This window comes from Pseudolysinimonas sp. 10J20-29 (assembly GCF_055809595.1).
The window spans coordinates 1,065,631-1,080,850 of sequence record NZ_CM147917.1 but is presented as its reverse complement, the minus strand read 5'-3'; the positions used below and the strand labels follow the sequence as shown (position 1 = coordinate 1,080,850).

Here is a 15,220-nt window from a genome sequence, read left to right as displayed (position 1 = left end):
AAAGCCTAGAGGCGCTCACTCATTAACGGGGTACGACGAGCCGACACGAGAACAGATAGTCCGACGAGGATCAGGGCGACCCCGCCCCAGCCGAGCGGAGCGAGCCGCTCCCCGACGATGAGCACCGCGAGCACCGTCGCCACGACCGGCTCCAGGAGCGTGATCGTGGTCACGTGGGAGCTGCGAAGCTCGCGCACGCCGAGGCCGAACAGCAGGTAGGCCAGCACCATCGGGCCGAGCACGAGGTAGCCGGCGATGCCGACCGTGGTGGGGCTCTGAAGCAGAGGCGCCCCCGTCACGAGGAGCACCGGCAGCAGAAGCGCACCGCCGAGCCCGAACATCGCCGCCATCACCCCGCGGCTCGTGCCGCCCGCCGCCATGGCGCGGCCGGATGCGTACGTGTACAGCGCGTAGGCGAGCCCGGCGAGAAGAGCGACCGCGATCCCGAGCACCGGGGCGTCGCCCGGGCGCCCCTCCTCCGATGCTCCGTCGCCGAAGATCGCGCGACTCGTGGCGAGCGCCGCGATTCCGACCAGCGCGAACGCGGTCGCGATGGCCCAGCGCCGCGAGAGCGGGCGCCGTTCGAGCAGCCATTCGAGGAGAGCCGCGAACACCGGCCCCGAGCCGAGGGCGACGACGTTGCCGACCGCCACCCCAGCCAGATCCATGCCGCTGTAGAACGCGAGCGGGTAGACGACGACGCCGAGCGCGCCGAGCGCCACCCAGCGACGCTGCGCGCGATGCCGCAGCACCGCGAGGGCGCGTCGCCTCGCGAAGAGGAGGAGCAGCATGCCGCCGATGCCCATCGTGGCCGCGCCCACCGCGATGGGGCTCACATCCTCGGGGAAGAAGCTGGCCGCCGTCCCGGTCGTGCCCCAGAGCGTCGCCGCAATCACCAGCGCTACGACTGCACCCGGATTCACGGCTCCGCTCCTCTCCGTCCGATGAGGAACCGAGTCCGGTTCGAACGGTGGGCCCTGAGGGACTCGAACCCCCGACATCCTCGGTGTAAACGAGGCGCTCTACCAGCTGAGCTAAGAGCCCGGTCGATCGATGCTATCGGGGCTCGGCGGTCACCGGTGCGACCTCGGCCACCGCGGCGCGGTACTCCTCGAGCGAGCGCGATTCGCCGGGCGCGGTGATGAACGAGGCGCGGATGACGCCATCGACATCGATCACGAAGGTGGCCCGGTTGGCGAAGCCCTTCTCCTCCAGGAACACGCCGTACTCGCGGGCGACGGCGCCGTGCGGCCAGAAGTCGGCGAGCAGGGTGAAGTCGTAGCCCTCCTGCTCGGCCCAGGCGCGCAGGCTGGCCTTGGAGTCGACCGAGATGCCGATCAGCTCGACGCCGTTCTCGCGGAACAGCGCCAGGTTGTCGCGCAGCTCGCACAGCTCCCCCGTGCATCGGCTCGAGAACGCGAGCGGGAAGAACACGAGCGCGACGGGCTTGCGCCCGCGGAAGTCGCTCAGCCGCACGTGCTCGCCGAACTGGTTCGCGAGATCGAAGTCGGGAGCCTGGGTGTCGTTCTCCAGCGCCATGGTCGCAGCGATTCCTCTCCGGCCGGGCGTTCACCCGACAAGTCCAGCGACCGATCCTACGCCCGACACCGCGATTGCGCCGAGCGGTCCAGAACTGTGGCGTTCACACAACTAGACTGCCTTTCGATACCCCGCTCCCCACCACCGAGAACCCGGAGGGTTGTCGAGCGCGGACGCCACCGCATGGCCCACCCGCCATGCCGCGACTCCTAAGGAGAAGTCAGACGTGACGGTCAACGACCAGGACCCGTATTCGGTGAGCCACACTGACCCGGACCCGGAGGAAACCTCCGAATGGCAGCAGTCCCTCGACGCACTCGTCGAGGAGAAGGGCCGTGGCCGCGGTCGCGACGTCATGCTCAGCCTGCTCAAGCGGTCGAAGGATCTGCACCTCGGGGTTCCGATGGTGCCGACGACGGACTACATCAACACGATCGCCCCCGAGAACGAGGCGCCGTTCCCCGGTGACGAGGAGCTCGAGCGCGAGTACCGTCGCTGGATCCGCTGGAACGCCGCGATCACGGTGCACCGCGCTCAGCGCCCCGGCATCGCCGTCGGCGGACACATCTCGACCTACGCGTCGAGCTCGTCGCTGTACGAGGTCGGCCACAACTGGTTCTTCCGCGGTCGCGACCACGCTTCGGGCGGCGACCAGATCTTCTACCAGGGCCACGCCTCCCCCGGCATGTACGCCCGCGCCTACCTGGAAGGCCGGCTCTCCGAGCACCAGCTCGACGGGTTCCGTCAGGAGAAGTCGCACGAGGGCGGCGGGCTCAGCTCGTACCCGCACCCGCGCCTCATGCCGGAGTTCTGGCAGTTCCCGACCGTGTCGATGGGCCTCGGTCCGATCAACGCGATCTGGCAGGCGCAGAACAACAAGTACCTCACCAACCGCGGCATCGCGGATGCGGCTGACAGCCGCGTCTGGGCGTTCCTCGGCGACGGCGAGATGGACGAGGTCGAGAGCCGCGGCGCCCTGCAGTGGGCCGCCAACGAGAAGCTCGACAACCTGACCTTCGTCGTCAACTGCAACCTGCAGCGTCTCGACGGACCGGTGCGCGGCAACGGCAAGATCATCCAGGAGCTCGAGAGCTTCTTCCGCGGTGCCGGCTGGAACGTCATCAAGGTCATCTGGGGCCGCGAGTGGGACGACCTGCTCTCGCGCGACGAGAGCGGCGCCCTCGTCAACCTGATGAACAAGACGCCCGACGGCGACTACCAGACCTACAAGACCGAGGACGGCGCCTACGTGCGCGAGAACTTCTTCGGCCGCGACCCCGAGGCGCTCAAGCTCGTCGAGGGCATGACCGACGACCAGGTGTGGAGCCTGCGTCGCGGCGGCCACGACTACCGCAAGGTGTACGCGGCGTTCAAGGCCGCCGTCGAGCACGAGGGCCAGCCGACGGTCATCCTCGCCAAGACGATCAAGGGCTACGGCCTCGGCAAGAGCTTCGAGGGCCGCAACGCGACCCACCAGATGAAGAAGCTCACGCTCGACAACCTCAAGCAGTTCCGCGACGAGCTGCGCATCCCGATCACGGACGCCCAGCTCGAGGAGAACCCCTACCTCCCGCCGTACTTCCACCCCGGCAACGACAGCCCGGCGATCCAGTACCTGCACGAGCGTCGCCGCGAGCTCGGCGGCTACCTGCCCGAGCGTCGCACGACGCACGTGCCGGTCACGCTCCCGGAGGACAAGGCCTTCGAGGTCGTCAAGAAGGGCTCGGGCAAGCAGGAGGTCGCCACCACGATGGCCTTCGCGCGACTGCTCAAGGACCTGCTGCGCACCCCCGACCTCGGGCAGCGCATCGTGCCGATCATCCCCGACGAGGCGCGCACCTTCGGAATGGATGCGTACTTCCCGACGGCGAAGATCTACAACCCGAACGGCCAGCACTACACCTCGGTCGACCGCGACCTGCTGCTCGCCTACAAGGAGAGCCCGCAGGGCCAGATCGTCCACGTCGGCATCAACGAGGCGGGCGCCTTCGCCGCGTTCACGGCGATCGGCACCTCGTACTCGACGCACGGCCAGCCGCTGATTCCGGTCTACGTGTTCTACTCGATGTTCGGGTTCCAGCGCACGGGCGACGCCATGTGGGCCGCGGGCGACCAGATGGCGCGCGGATTCATCATCGGCGCCACCGCCGGTCGCACCACGCTGACCGGTGAGGGTCTGCAGCACGCCGACGGCCACTCGCCGCTGCTCGCGTCGACGAACCCCGCCGTCGTCAGCTATGACCCGGCCTACGGCTACGAGATCGGCCACATCGTGAAGGCCGGCCTTCAGCGCATGTACGGCACCGACGAGAACGGTCTCACCCATCCGGACCCGAACGTCATGTACTACCTCACGGTGTACAACGAGCCGATCGTGCAGCCCGCCGAGCCGGAGAACGTGGACGTCGACGGAATCCTCAAGGGCATCCACAAGGTCAGCACCGGCCCGGAGACGAGCGGACCCAAGGCGCAGATCATGGCCTCCGGCGTCGCGCTCGCCTGGGCGGTCGAGGCGCAGGAGCTGCTCGCTCGCGACTGGGGCGTGTCGGCGGACATCTGGAGCGTGACCTCCTGGACTGAGCTGCGCCGCGACGGCCTCGCCGCCGACGAGCACAACTTCCTGCACCCGGAGGAGCCGCCGCAGGTTCCCTACCTGTGGAACAAGCTCAGCGGAGCCGAGGGCCCGTTCGTCGCCGTCACCGACTACATGCACGCGGTGCCCGACCAGGTGCGCCAGTTCGTGCCCGGCGACTTCGCGACGCTCGGCGCCGACGACTTCGGATTCAGCGACACGCGTCCGGCGGCTCGCCGCTACTTCAAGATCGACGGCCCGTCGGTCGTGGTGCGCACCCTGCAGTCGCTCGCGCGGCGCGGGGCTGTGGACCCGGCGACCGTGGCTCGCGCGATCGAGCAGTACCGCCTGCACGACGTGACGGCGGGAACGTCCGGATCGGCGGGCGGCGAGAGCTAAGTGGCGGAGCGCACCAAGAAGCAGACGCTCGCTTGGCTTCGCACGCTCACCGGTGAACTCTCCACCGCGACGCTGAAGCGACTCGACGACACGCTGCCCTGGTACCGGGACATGCCCCCGGGCCGGCGCAGCGCTGTCGGTCTGGTCGCGCAGGCCGGAATCACGTCGTTCATCTCGTGGTTCGACGACCCGAAATCGACGCCGTGGATCGCCGCCGACGTGTTCGGCGCAGCCCCGCGCGAGCTGCTGCGCTCGGTGTCGCTGCAGCAGACGCTGCAGCTGATCCGCGTCACGGTCGAGGTGGTCGAGCACCGCATCAAGGACGACGACGAGGTGCTGCGCGAGGCGATCCTGCTGTACTCGCGCGAGATCGCCTTCGCGGCGGCGGACGTCTACGCCCGCGCCGCCGAGGCGCGAGGGCTCTGGGATGCGCGACTGGAAGCGCTCGTCGTCGACTCGATCCTCACCGGCGAATACGACAGCGAGCTTCCCAGCCGGGTCGCCGCGCTCGGCTGGAACGGCCACGGCGAGGTGAGCGTGCTGGTCGGCACCGCTCCGCGCAGCCTCGACGTCGATCAGCTGCGCCGCACCGCGCGTCATCTCGACGCGGACGTGCTGATCGGCGTGCAGGGCAGCCGCCTGGTGCTGGTCATCGGCCGCACCAACCCGGTCGACGGGGAGGAGACCGCCGAGACGCGGGAGCGCCTGGCCTTCCTGGAGATCGCCGCGCAGCTCGAGCCGGGATTCGGCGACGGCCACCTGGTGCTCGGGCACACGGTTCCCTCGCTCGTCGACGCGGCACGCTCGGCGCGGGCGGCACTCGCGGGCTTCGCCGTCGCCAAGGCGTGGCGCAACGCGCCGCGCCCCACCCACGCCGATGACCTGCTGCCCGAGCGCGCCCTCGCCGGCGATCCGCTCGCCCGCAAGGCGCTGGTCGAGCGGATCTACGTTCCGCTGCAGAACCACTCCACCGAGCTTCTGACCACGCTCTGGTGCTACCTCGACAACGGCCGCTCGCTCGAGGCGACCGCGCGCGAGCTGTTCGTGCACCCGAACACGGTGCGCTACCGGCTCAAGCGCATCAGCGAGGTCATCGGCTGGGACGCCACCGGCGCCCGCGAGGCCCTCATCCTGCAGGTCGCGCTCGTCGTCGGCAGCATCTCCGGGGAACGCAGCTGAGGCGTCGGCGGCCCGCCACCGCCGGTTGCAGGGACCACCGCCCGTCAGTAGCTTTCTCGGCATGACTTCGACGAAGAGGGCGCTCGTGGTGCGCGGCGGCTGGGACGGCCACCAGCCGATCGAGACGACCGACTCGGTGATCCCGTTCCTGACGGCGCAGGGCTTCGAGGTGCAGACGCACGACGGTCCGAGCATCTACGCCGACCGCGAGACGATGTCCTCGCTCGATCTCATCGTGCAGGTGGTCACGATGACGACGATCGAACCCGACGAGGTTGCCGGGCTCGTCGCCGCCGTCGAGAGCGGATGCGGCTTCGCCGGCTGGCACGGCGGGATCGCCGACTCCTACCGGGCCAGCGCCGAGTACCTCCAGCTCGTCGGCGGGCAGTTCGCGCATCACGCCGCGAGGCCGCCCGCCGAGCGCACCGGCGAGCAGTCCGACAACTATGTGCGGCACCGCGTCAGCATCCGCCCGGACCGCCGCGAGCATCCGATCGTCGCCGGGCTCGACGACTTCGACCTCGACACCGAGCAGTACTGGGTGCTCTCGGACGCATACAACGACGTGCTCGCGACGACGGAGATCGTGCATCGCGAATTCGACGCCTGGCATCGCCCGTTCACGGTTCCGGTCGTCTGGACGCGCGAGTGGGGACGCGGACGCGTGTTCGTCTGCACCGCCGGCCACCGGCTCGAAGTGCTCGACGATCCATCGGTGCGCACGCTCGTCGAGCGCGGACTCCTGTGGGCGAGTCGCTGACGCCGCTGCGCGTCGGCATGGTCGGTGTCGGCGCGATCTCGGGCCAGTACTTCGACACGGTCGCGCGGATCTCCTCCGAGGTGCAGCTGGTCGCCGTCGCCGACCGCGACGATGAGCGCGCGAAGATGGTCGCCGCCGAGCGCGGGATCGTCGCGCGGACGGTCGATGATCTGTTCGCGGCGCCCGACATCGACCTGATCCTCAACCTCACGGTGCCCGGCGCGCACGCGGAGGTGGCGCAGCGCGCCATCGACAATGGCAAGCACAGCTACGGCGAGAAGCCTCTCGCGCTCACGACGGCGCAGGCCCGCCCGCTCATGGCCGCGGCACAGGCGGCCGGCGTCTGGCTCGGCTGCGCACCCGACACCGTGCTCGGCTCCGGAATCCAGTCCGCTCGGCATGCGATCGACTCGGGACTCATCGGCACGCCGGTCGCGGCCACGGCCACCTTCGTCAGCCCCGGACACGAGGCGTGGCACCCGAACCCCGACTTCTACTACGTCGACGGCGGTGGCCCCCTGCTGGACATGGGGCCCTACTACCTCCACGCGCTGGTGCACCTGCTCGGACCGGTGGTGTCGGTGTTCGGCGCGAGCTCCCGGTCGCGGGACTCCCGCACCATCGCCTCGGGGCCGCGCGCGGGCGAGACCATCCCCGTCTCGATCGACACCCACGTGACGGCGGTGCTCGAGCACGCCAGCGGCGCGCTGTCGACGCTGATCACCAGCTTCGACGCGACCGCGACGCACGCGGCTCCGATCGAGGTGCACGGCACCGCGGGAACGCTCGCGGTGCCCGATCCCAACATGTTCGACGGACTCAGCTCACTTCGACGCCCCGGCGATGCTGGCTGGCAGCCGCTGCCGATCGTGGCGGGGTTCAAGGCGGGCGGTCGCGGGATCGGTCTGCTCGACTTCGCGCGCACCCCGGCCGGGGCAGTGCCGCGCGCCGACTCGACCCTCGCTTTCCATGCGCTCGAGGTGACGGAGGCGACACTCGAATCGGCCCGCACCGGCCGCCGACTCGACATCTCCCCGGGAGCAACGCGTCCCCGCCCGGTCCCCCTCGAGCAGCTCTCGGCCGCGCCGCCCGTCCGCTAGGCCACCTGTAGGTTCTCTCCAGTCTTTCCGCCGATACTTCGTGGCACCTGTTTCGCACCGCCGGGCGACGGCTGACAGACTGGAGGGCGTGAGTGTCGTCATCGTTGCGCCCGGTCAGGGCTCGCAAACCCCCGGATTCCTGGAACCCTGGCTCGCGGAGCCCGCGATCGCCGCGCACCTGGGCGAACTCGCCGAGGCCTCGGGGGTCGATCTAGCCGCCCACGGGACCACCTCGGACGCCGACACGATCCGCGACACCGCGGTGGCCCAGCCGCTCATCGTCGCAGCCTCGCTGCTGTCGCTGCGCGCCGTTCTCGGCGACGACTCCGCGCGCGCGGGTCGCCTCGCCGGCATCGCCGGCCACTCGGTCGGCGAACTCGCCGCCGCAGCCGGTGCGGGCATCCTGAGCGAAGCCGACGCGATGCGCCTGGTCGCCCTGCGCGGTCGCGCCATGGCCTCCGCCGCCGCCGAGGTCAAGACCGGCATGAGCGCCGTGATCGGCGCCGACGAGGGTGAGCTGCTCGGCATGCTCGCAGCCCTGGGCCTCGAACCGGCCAACTTCAACGGCGGCGGCCAGATCGTCGTCGCGGGCGAGCTTCCGGCGCTCGAGCGACTCAAGGAGACCCCGCCGCCGGGCGCGCGTGTCATCCCGCTGCAGGTCGCCGGCGCCTTCCACACCCGCTTCATGGCCCCGGCCGTCGAGACGCTGCGCGAGGCCGCGACCGGCGTCGCCGTCAGCGACCCGGCCACCACCATCTGGACCAACCGCGACGGCAGCACCGTCAGCAGCGGCGCCGCCTACCTCGACCTCATCGTCGGACAGGTCGCCAGCCCCGTGCGCTGGGACCTGACGATGGAGGCGTTCGCGGCCGCCGGAGTCACCGGAATCGTCGAACTCGCCCCCGCGGGCGCGCTCGTCGGTCTCGCCAAGCGTGGGCTGAAAGGCCTTCCCACCGTCGCGGTCAAGACGCCCGACGACCTCGCGGCCGCGCAGGCCCTCATCGACGGAGCAGCATGACCACCCCCACCCTGACGCAGTCCAGCGGAGCCCAGTACACGCGGATTCTGAGCGTGGGCGCGGCCCGCGGCGATCTCGTCGTTCCGAACGAGGACCTGATCGGACCGATCGACTCCAGCGACGAGTGGATTCGCCAGCGCACCGGAATCGTGACGCGCAAGCGCGCCAGCAAGGGCCTTGACGCGGTCGACCTCGCCGAGACCGCAGCGAACGAGGCACTGGAGAAGGCCGGAGTTCCGCGCGAGAAGATCGGCGCCGTGCTGGTCTCGACGATCAGCAACGTCGCCGTCACCCCGTCGATGGCGACTCTGCTCGCCGACCGCCTCGGCGTGACGCCGGCCCCGGCCTACGACATCAGCGCCGCGTGCGCCGGATACACCTACGGCATCGCCCAGGCCGACGCGCTCATCCGCAGCGGCGCTGCCGAGTACGTGCTCGTCGTCGGCGCGGAGAAGCTGTCCCAGTACGTGCACCCGGAGGACCGCTCGATCTCGTTCCTGCTCGGCGACGGCGCCGGCGCCGTCGTCGTCGGTCCGGCCGATGAGCCGGGCATCGCGGCGAGCGTCTGGGGTTCCGACGGCTCGAAGTGGGACGCGGTCGGCATGAACGCGACCTTCGAGGAGTACCTCGACGGCGAGAAGCCGTGGCCCACCATGCGCCAAGACGGCCAGACGGTGTTCCGCTGGGCCGTCTGGGAGATGGCCAAGGTCGCCAAGCAGGCGCTCGAGGCCGCGGGCATCACCGCCGACGATCTCGCCGCGTTCGTCCCGCACCAGGCCAACATGCGCATCATCGACGAGCTCGCCAAGCAGCTGAAGCTGCCCGAGCACGTGATGATCGGCCGCGATATCGAGACGACCGGCAACACCTCGGCCGCGTCGATCCCGCTCGCCACGCACCGCCTGCTGGAAGAGCACCCCGAGCTGAGCGGCGGCCTCGCCCTTCAGATCGGGTTCGGCGCCGGGCTCGTCTACGGCGCCCAGGTCGTGCGCCTGCCCTAGGATCGACACGGTCACCCCTACACCCGACTAACACGCACCACACAAGGAGAGAAACGACATGGCACTGTCCACCGAAGAGGTCCTCGCGGGCCTGGCCGAGCTCATCAACGACGAGACCGGAATCGCCACCGACACCGTCGAGTTGGACAAGTCGTTCACGGACGACCTCGACATCGACTCGATCTCGATGATGACCATCGTCGTCAACGCCGAAGAGAAGTTCGACGTCAAGATCCCCGACGAAGAGGTCAAGAACCTGAAGACCGTCGGCGACGCCGTCAACTTCATCGTTTCGGCCCAGGGCTGAGTTTCGACGCGCGCGCCGCAACGTCGGCGCGCGCGTCAACGACGGACGCCATCCGGCGTAGTCGTCCGGCCTCGGCATGCCCGAGGATCTACGGGAGTTGGAATGACCAAGAAGATCGTTGTCACCGGAATCGGCGCGACGTCGCCGCTCGGCGGCACCGCGCGCGACAGCTGGAACGCGCTGCTCGCCGGCGAGACCGGGGTTCGCTCGCTCACCCAGGACTGGGTGGCCGAGCACGAGCTGCCCGTCACCTTTGCCGCACAGGCTCGCGTTCGCCCCGAAGAGGTGCTGGAGCGCCAGGAGATCAAGCGTCTCGACCCCTCGGCGCAGTTCGCCCTCATCTCCGCCCGTGAGGCCTGGGCCGACGCGGGCATCACCGACCTCGCCCCGGAGCGACTCGGTGTCGAATACTCGACCGGAATCGGCGGACTCTGGACGCTCCTCGACGCGTGGGACACCCTGCGCGAGAAGGGCCCGCGCCGCGTCCTGCCGATGACGGTCCCCATGCTCATGCCGAACGCGGCCTCCGCCGCCGTCAGCATGGCCCTGGATGCGCGTGCGTTCGCCCGCACCGACGTGTCGGCGTGCGCCTCGAGCACCGAGGCGATCGCCAACGCCTACGACCACCTGCAGGCCGGGCTCGCCGACGTGATCATCGCCGGCGGCACCGAAGCGTGCATCCACCCGCTGCCGCTCGCGGCCTTCGCCTCGATGCAGGCGCTGTCGAAGCGCAACGACTCCCCCGAGACGGCCTCGCGCCCCTACGACGTCAGCCGCGACGGCTTCGTCATGGGCGAGGGCGCCGCCAGCATCGTGATGGAGACTGAAGAGCACGCGAAGGCGCGCGGCGCGAAGATCTACGCCGAGATCGCCGGTGGCGGCGTCACGAGCGACTCGTACCACATCACCGCTCCCGACCCCGAGGGTCGCGGAGCGGCCCGCGCGGTGCGCGCCGCCCTCGAGCAGGCCGGCGCGACCGCCGACCAGGTCACGCACATCAACGCGCACGCCACGAGCACGCCGGTCGGCGACATCGCCGAGTACAAGGCGCTGTTCGCCATCTTCGGCGAGCGAGTGAAGGGCATCCCCGTCTCGGCGACGAAGGCGGCGCACGGCCACCTGCTCGGCGGAACCGGCGCCCTCGAGGCGATCTTCACGATCCTCGCGGTGCAGGAGCGCCAGGCGCCGCCGACCGCGACCCTGGTCGACCAGGACCCGGAGATCCCGCTGCTGGTGAGCGCGGGCGTGCAGAAGCTCGGCGACGAGCCGCAGCTCGCGATCAGCAACAGCTTCGGCTTCGGCGGCCACAACTCGGTCATCGCGATCCGCAGCTACGAGGGCTGACCCGCAGTCTGAGAATTGCCTGGGGGCGTCGGACGAGTCCGGCGCCCCCTTTTCGCACCCTGCCAGACTGAGCGAATGAAACTGCGCGCCGGAGCCATCATCGGAATCCTCGCTGGCATCATCGCCATCGCGGTGATCGCGGTGATCGCGATTCAGGCATCGACCGGCGAGTCCGCGCTCGACACGACGCCCGAGACGACGTCGTCGGCGCCCGCGATGGACGCCGGTTCGACCGACTCGGAGTCGGGTGCTGACGATGCGGTCGCGGCCGGAAGCTACGTCGAGTACAGCGACACGGCGATCGCGAACGCCGACGGCCGCATCCTGCTGTTCTTCCACGCCTCCTGGTGCCCGCAGTGCCGCAGCCTCGAGAGCGACATCCTCGCCCAGGGCGTGCCGAGCGGCGTGACGATCATCAAGGTCGACTACGACAGCAACCAGGATCTCCGTGAGAAGTACGGCGTGACGGTGCAGACCACGATGGTCGAGGTCGACAACGACGGCACGAGCCTGCAGTCCTTCGTCGTCTACGACGAGCCGACGCTCGCCGCCGTCGTCGACGCGATGCTCTGAGCACCGTGCTGACCCTGCTTCTCATCGCCTTCGTGGCGGGCGTGCTGACCGTCGCGGCGCCGTGCGTCCTCCCCCTCCTTCCGGTGATCGTCGGCGGCTCGATCGCCCGCACCGACGCGGGCGCGCAGAGCCCCCCGGCGTGGCGACGCCCCGTGCTGATCGCGACCGGTCTCGCCGTCTCGGTCATCGCGTTCACGCTGCTGCTGAAGGCCACCACGGCGCTCCTCGGAGTACCGCAGATCGTCTGGCAGATCGTGGCCGGTGGGATCGTCGTCCTGTTCGGCATCACGCTGGTGTTCCCGCACCTGTGGGAGCGCCTCATGCTCGTCACCGGCCTGCAGGCGCGCTCCGGTGCCGCGCTCGACCGCTCTTCGCGCGTCGGCGGGCCTGCCGGCGATCTGCTGCTCGGCGCGGCGCTCGGGCCCACGTTCAGCAGCTGCAGCCCCACCTACGCGCTCATCATCGCCGCGGTGCTGCCGGCCTCATTCGGCGAGGGTCTCGCCGCGATCATCGCCTACGCGCTGGGCCTGGCGATCACGCTCCTGCTGGTCGCCCTGCTCGGGCAGTCGTTCGCGCGCAAGCTCGGACTGCTCAACCGCCCCGACGGCTGGTTCCGGCGCATCGTCGGCATCATCATGGTGCTGGTCGGCGTCGCCGTGATCCTCGGCCTCGACAAGCTCGCCCAGACCTTCGTGCTCGAACAGGGCTGGTACGCGCCGATCGAGAACCTCGAACGGCTGCTGATCGGCTAGACCGCCGACCGGCGCGCTAGCGGAGGCGGATCGGACGGCACCCGTCGTGCTCGGTGCAGTCGTCCTCCAGCTGGTACAGCTCGTCGGCGGTGACGAGTCGTTCCAGCTCCGCGAGGTCGAGCAGCGGCGGTGCGACGCCCTCCAGGACGTCATCCCATTCCCGGTGCAGAATTCGCATGATCGCTCCTAACCCACCTTGTGCAGCCACACCACGGGCGCCTCATCGCTCGCGTGGCGGAACACTTCTAGTTCGTCATCCCAGGCCTGGCCCAGCGCGAGTCGGAGTTCGCGGTGGAGTTCGAAGGCATCCGATCCCGCCGACTCCATGGCGAAGCGCACGCGGTCCTCGGGGATGACCGTGTTGCCGGCGGAGTCGGTCTGGGCGAAGTAGATGCCGAGCTCGGGGGTGTGCATCCAGCGTCCGCCGTCGGAGCCAGCGGACGGGTCCTCGGTCACCTCATAGCGGAGGTGCTCCCAGCCGCGCAGTGCGGAGGCGAGTTCGGCCCCCGTGCCTGCCGGGCCCTCCCAGTAGTACTCGGTGCGCTGGGCGCCCTTGAGCACCGGCTGAGGACGCCAGTCGAAGTTGACGGCACGACCCAGAGCACGACCGGCTGCCCACTCGACGTGGGGGCACAGCGCACGCGGTGCCGAGTGCACGTAGACGACGCCGCGCGTGAAGGCGCGACGAATAACGGTGTCATCACCGGCTACAACAGTCACAACTCCTCCGATCCTCAGATGCGACTTCCCCATCGATCTGCAATCGGATTCAGTTGTTGCTCGATTATCGCGCACAATGCTCAGGAATCACAAGCATGTGATTGCTGATCGGCGGTTTTGCTCCCGCGCCGCGCTCTCGCTCCGGCTACTTCGCCTCGGCGTAGCTCTCCGTCGTCACCACGCTCAGCGCGAACTCCACCGGGCCGTCGCCGAACAGGAGGCGCCCCGCCTCGACGGCCGAGTCCCGCAGGGCAGCCTCGACCGCGGCGGCATGCGCCTGCGGGGTGTGCACGATCACCTCGTCGTGCAGGAAGAACACCAGATGCGGCCGCTCGGTCACCGGCGCCGGCGAGGAGTCGCCCCCGCCGATCGTCCACAGCCGCCGACGCAGCGCCCCCATCCAGCACAGCGCCCACTCGGCGGCCGTCCCCTGGACCACGAAGTTGCGGGTGAAGCGACCCCACGCGGCGGAGTCGGTGCGGGCGCGGCGCTGTTCCGCATCCGTGCGCGTTTCGTCGTAGCTGGCGGTGCTGCCCGCCGGGGAGCTTCGGCCGAGCCAGGTCGTCACCGACTCGCCGCGTTCGCCCGCGCGGGCGGCGGCCTCGACGAACTCCATCGCGCGCGGGAAGGCGCGCGCGATGCGGGGGCGCATCCGGCCGCTCTCCCCCGTCGTGCCGCCGTAGATCGCGCCGAGCATGCCGTACTTGGCCTGCTCACGCGACTCGACCGCGCCCGAGGTGACCATGCCCTCGTACATGTCGTGGGCCTGGCCCGCGCGCGCCATCGCCAGGTCGCCGGACATCGCCGCCAGCACGCGCGGCTCGAGCTGGGCGGCGTCCGCCACGACGAAGGTCCAACCCGGATCGGCGACCACCGCCGCACGCACCGACTTCGGCAGCTGCAGCGCCCCGCCGCCGTCGCTCGCCCAGCGACCGGTGACGACGCCGGCGGGCACGTACACGGGGCGGAACCGCCCGTCGTGCACCCACTCGTCCAGCCAGTTCCAGCCGTTGGCCGTGAACAGGCGCTGCAGCGACTTGTACTCCAGCAGCGGAGCGATCGCCGGATGCTCGAGGCCGCGCAGCTCCCACTTGCTGGTGCTCTGCACGCGGAGTCCCGCGCTCTGCAGCGCACGCAGCAGGCTCGGCTGCGACTCGGGGTTGACGTCGTCGACGCCGAGCGCGGCGCGCATCTCGGCGAGCTTGGCGGTCATCAGCGCGGGGCGCTCGCCCGGGGCGGGGCGGGGTCCGAGCGCCTCGGTCAGGAGCTCGTCGTGGCGCTCGGCGTTCCACGGCAGCCCCGCGAAGCGCATCTCGGCGGCGATCAGGGCGCCCACGCTCTCGGCGGCGAGCAGCAGGGTCAGTCGGCCGGGTGCCTCGGACTCCGCCACGGCGGCGCGCTGGCGTCGCAGCTCCTCGACGGGGTCCGGATCGGGGGCTGGCGCCGGTTCGAGGTCGAACAGCCCATCACGGCGGACGGCGGCTCGCTCGGTCGCGGGCGCGTCCCAGTCGTCGCGCGGCGCGCGGGCCAGCGCCGTGCCGCGCGTGTGGGTCGAGCCGCGCAGGATGCGCCGGCACAGCCGCAGGTCGTGCGCCCGCTCCACGCGGACTCCCTCAGCCAGCAGCTCGGCATGCCAGCGCGACGAGTCGCCCCACACCCAGCGCGGATGCTGCGCCTCGCGCTCGGCGACCCACGTCGCGAACTTGTCGCGGGCCAGCTCGTGCCGGGCGACCTCGGCGAGGTCGTCGTCGAGTTCGACCGCGACGACGTTCTCGCCCGCCGAGCTCAACGCGATGTGCACACCCCATCTTCGCGCCTGCCGCCGACGCCGTGCGGGTACCTTGCCGCGCGGGTCCCGCTCCCCTGCCCGGCACCTCCGCCGGCCTGTCTTTGACGAAATGCAGGAGAAACGCAACGCGGATGCCGGAATCACGGGCTGGGTGACCCCGGCATCCG

General features: G+C 70.3%; 15 protein-coding genes and 1 tRNA gene. 10 read left to right on the top strand and 6 right to left on the bottom strand.

Annotation, left to right across the window (positions count from 1 at the left end; translation table 11 throughout):
• Positions 1–5 precede the first annotated feature (5 nt).
• The 3 genes from AC0L6Y_RS05275 to AC0L6Y_RS05265 form a co-directional block, all read right to left on the bottom strand.
• Positions 6–923, bottom strand: coding sequence for a DMT family transporter (locus AC0L6Y_RS05275; protein ID WP_473557084.1), 918 nt, complete (start codon positions 921–923; stop codon positions 6–8).
• A gap of 48 nt (positions 924–971) precedes the next feature.
• Positions 972–1,044 (bottom strand) — tRNA-Val (locus AC0L6Y_RS05270).
• 12 nt (positions 1,045–1,056) lie between these two features.
• Positions 1,057–1,539 (bottom strand): peroxiredoxin, encoded by a 483-nt coding sequence (locus tag AC0L6Y_RS05265; RefSeq protein ID WP_473557078.1) that lies wholly within the window; start codon positions 1,537–1,539, stop codon positions 1,057–1,059.
• Between the two features lie 226 nt (positions 1,540–1,765).
• On the opposite strand from AC0L6Y_RS05265, the gene aceE reads away from it, so the two are divergent.
• The 10 genes from aceE (at position 1,766) to AC0L6Y_RS05215 (ending at position 12,544) form a co-directional block, all read left to right on the top strand.
• Positions 1,766–4,510: a pyruvate dehydrogenase (acetyl-transferring), homodimeric type gene (gene aceE / locus AC0L6Y_RS05260; RefSeq protein ID WP_473557072.1), complete on the top strand. Its 2,745-nt coding sequence runs from the start codon at positions 1,766–1,768 to the stop codon at positions 4,508–4,510.
• On the top strand, positions 4,511–5,689 hold the full coding sequence (locus tag AC0L6Y_RS05255; RefSeq protein WP_473557064.1) for a PucR family transcriptional regulator: 1,179 nt from the start codon (positions 4,511–4,513) through the stop codon (positions 5,687–5,689). It abuts the gene before it with no gap.
• 61 nt (positions 5,690–5,750) lie between these two features.
• Positions 5,751–6,449 carry a ThuA domain-containing protein gene (locus AC0L6Y_RS05250; protein WP_473557059.1) on the top strand — a complete coding sequence of 233 codons (699 nt, stop codon included), beginning with the start codon at positions 5,751–5,753 and terminating at the stop codon, positions 6,447–6,449.
• On the top strand, positions 6,434–7,549 hold the full coding sequence (locus AC0L6Y_RS05245) for a Gfo/Idh/MocA family protein (RefSeq protein ID WP_473557054.1): 1,116 nt from the start codon (positions 6,434–6,436) through the stop codon (positions 7,547–7,549). Before AC0L6Y_RS05250 ends, AC0L6Y_RS05245 begins: the two co-directional genes overlap by 16 nt.
• A gap of 88 nt (positions 7,550–7,637) precedes the next feature.
• Positions 7,638–8,567 (top strand): ACP S-malonyltransferase, encoded by a 930-nt coding sequence (locus tag AC0L6Y_RS05240; RefSeq protein WP_473557049.1) that lies wholly within the window; start codon positions 7,638–7,640, stop codon positions 8,565–8,567.
• Entirely contained in the window at positions 8,564–9,568 is a 1,005-nt protein-coding gene (locus AC0L6Y_RS05235; RefSeq protein WP_473557043.1) for a beta-ketoacyl-ACP synthase III, read from the top strand. Before AC0L6Y_RS05240 ends, AC0L6Y_RS05235 begins: the two co-directional genes overlap by 4 nt.
• A gap of 58 nt (positions 9,569–9,626) precedes the next feature.
• Positions 9,627–9,875 (top strand): acyl carrier protein, encoded by a 249-nt coding sequence (locus AC0L6Y_RS05230; protein ID WP_473557037.1) that lies wholly within the window; start codon positions 9,627–9,629, stop codon positions 9,873–9,875.
• A gap of 102 nt (positions 9,876–9,977) precedes the next feature.
• The gene (locus AC0L6Y_RS05225; protein WP_473557034.1) at positions 9,978–11,219 is read left to right on the top strand and encodes a beta-ketoacyl-[acyl-carrier-protein] synthase family protein; all 1,242 of its coding nucleotides are present in this window, start codon (positions 9,978–9,980) and stop codon (positions 11,217–11,219) included.
• 75 nt (positions 11,220–11,294) lie between these two features.
• Positions 11,295–11,792, top strand: a complete 498-nt coding sequence (locus AC0L6Y_RS05220) for a thioredoxin family protein (protein ID WP_473557031.1) — start codon at positions 11,295–11,297, stop codon at positions 11,790–11,792.
• 5 nt (positions 11,793–11,797) lie between these two features.
• On the top strand, positions 11,798–12,544 hold the full coding sequence (locus AC0L6Y_RS05215) for a cytochrome c biogenesis CcdA family protein (RefSeq protein WP_473557026.1): 747 nt from the start codon (positions 11,798–11,800) through the stop codon (positions 12,542–12,544).
• Between the two features lie 16 nt (positions 12,545–12,560).
• On the opposite strand, the gene AC0L6Y_RS05210 is transcribed toward AC0L6Y_RS05215, so the two are convergent.
• The 3 genes from AC0L6Y_RS05210 to AC0L6Y_RS05200 form a co-directional block, all read right to left on the bottom strand.
• Positions 12,561–12,722 carry a hypothetical protein gene (locus AC0L6Y_RS05210; RefSeq protein ID WP_473557022.1) on the bottom strand — a complete coding sequence of 54 codons (162 nt, stop codon included), beginning with the start codon at positions 12,720–12,722 and terminating at the stop codon, positions 12,561–12,563.
• A gap of 8 nt (positions 12,723–12,730) precedes the next feature.
• Entirely contained in the window at positions 12,731–13,264 is a 534-nt protein-coding gene (locus tag AC0L6Y_RS05205; protein WP_473557018.1) for a DUF3145 domain-containing protein, read from the bottom strand.
• Between the two features lie 145 nt (positions 13,265–13,409).
• Positions 13,410–15,065 (bottom strand): bifunctional 3'-5' exonuclease/DNA polymerase, encoded by a 1,656-nt coding sequence (locus AC0L6Y_RS05200; RefSeq protein WP_473557012.1) that lies wholly within the window; start codon positions 15,063–15,065, stop codon positions 13,410–13,412.
• Positions 15,066–15,220 lie beyond the last annotated feature (155 nt).

Bases quoted from the DNA above. Each gene is read 5' to 3' on its own strand.
- AC0L6Y_RS05210 (WP_473557022.1), bottom strand. From the start codon at position 12,722: ATGCGAATTCTGCACCGGGAATGGGATGACGTCCTGGAGGGCGTCGCA.
- AC0L6Y_RS05265 (WP_473557078.1), bottom strand. From the start codon at position 1,539: ATGGCGCTGGAGAACGACACCCAGGCTCCCGACTTCGATCTCGCGAAC.
- AC0L6Y_RS05250 (WP_473557059.1), top strand. From the start codon at position 5,751: ATGACTTCGACGAAGAGGGCGCTCGTGGTGCGCGGCGGCTGGGACGGC.
- AC0L6Y_RS05235 (WP_473557043.1), top strand. From the start codon at position 8,564: ATGACCACCCCCACCCTGACGCAGTCCAGCGGAGCCCAGTACACGCGG.
- AC0L6Y_RS05230 (WP_473557037.1), top strand. From the start codon at position 9,627: ATGGCACTGTCCACCGAAGAGGTCCTCGCGGGCCTGGCCGAGCTCATC.
- AC0L6Y_RS05225 (WP_473557034.1), top strand. From the start codon at position 9,978: ATGACCAAGAAGATCGTTGTCACCGGAATCGGCGCGACGTCGCCGCTC.
- AC0L6Y_RS05220 (WP_473557031.1), top strand. From the start codon at position 11,295: ATGAAACTGCGCGCCGGAGCCATCATCGGAATCCTCGCTGGCATCATC.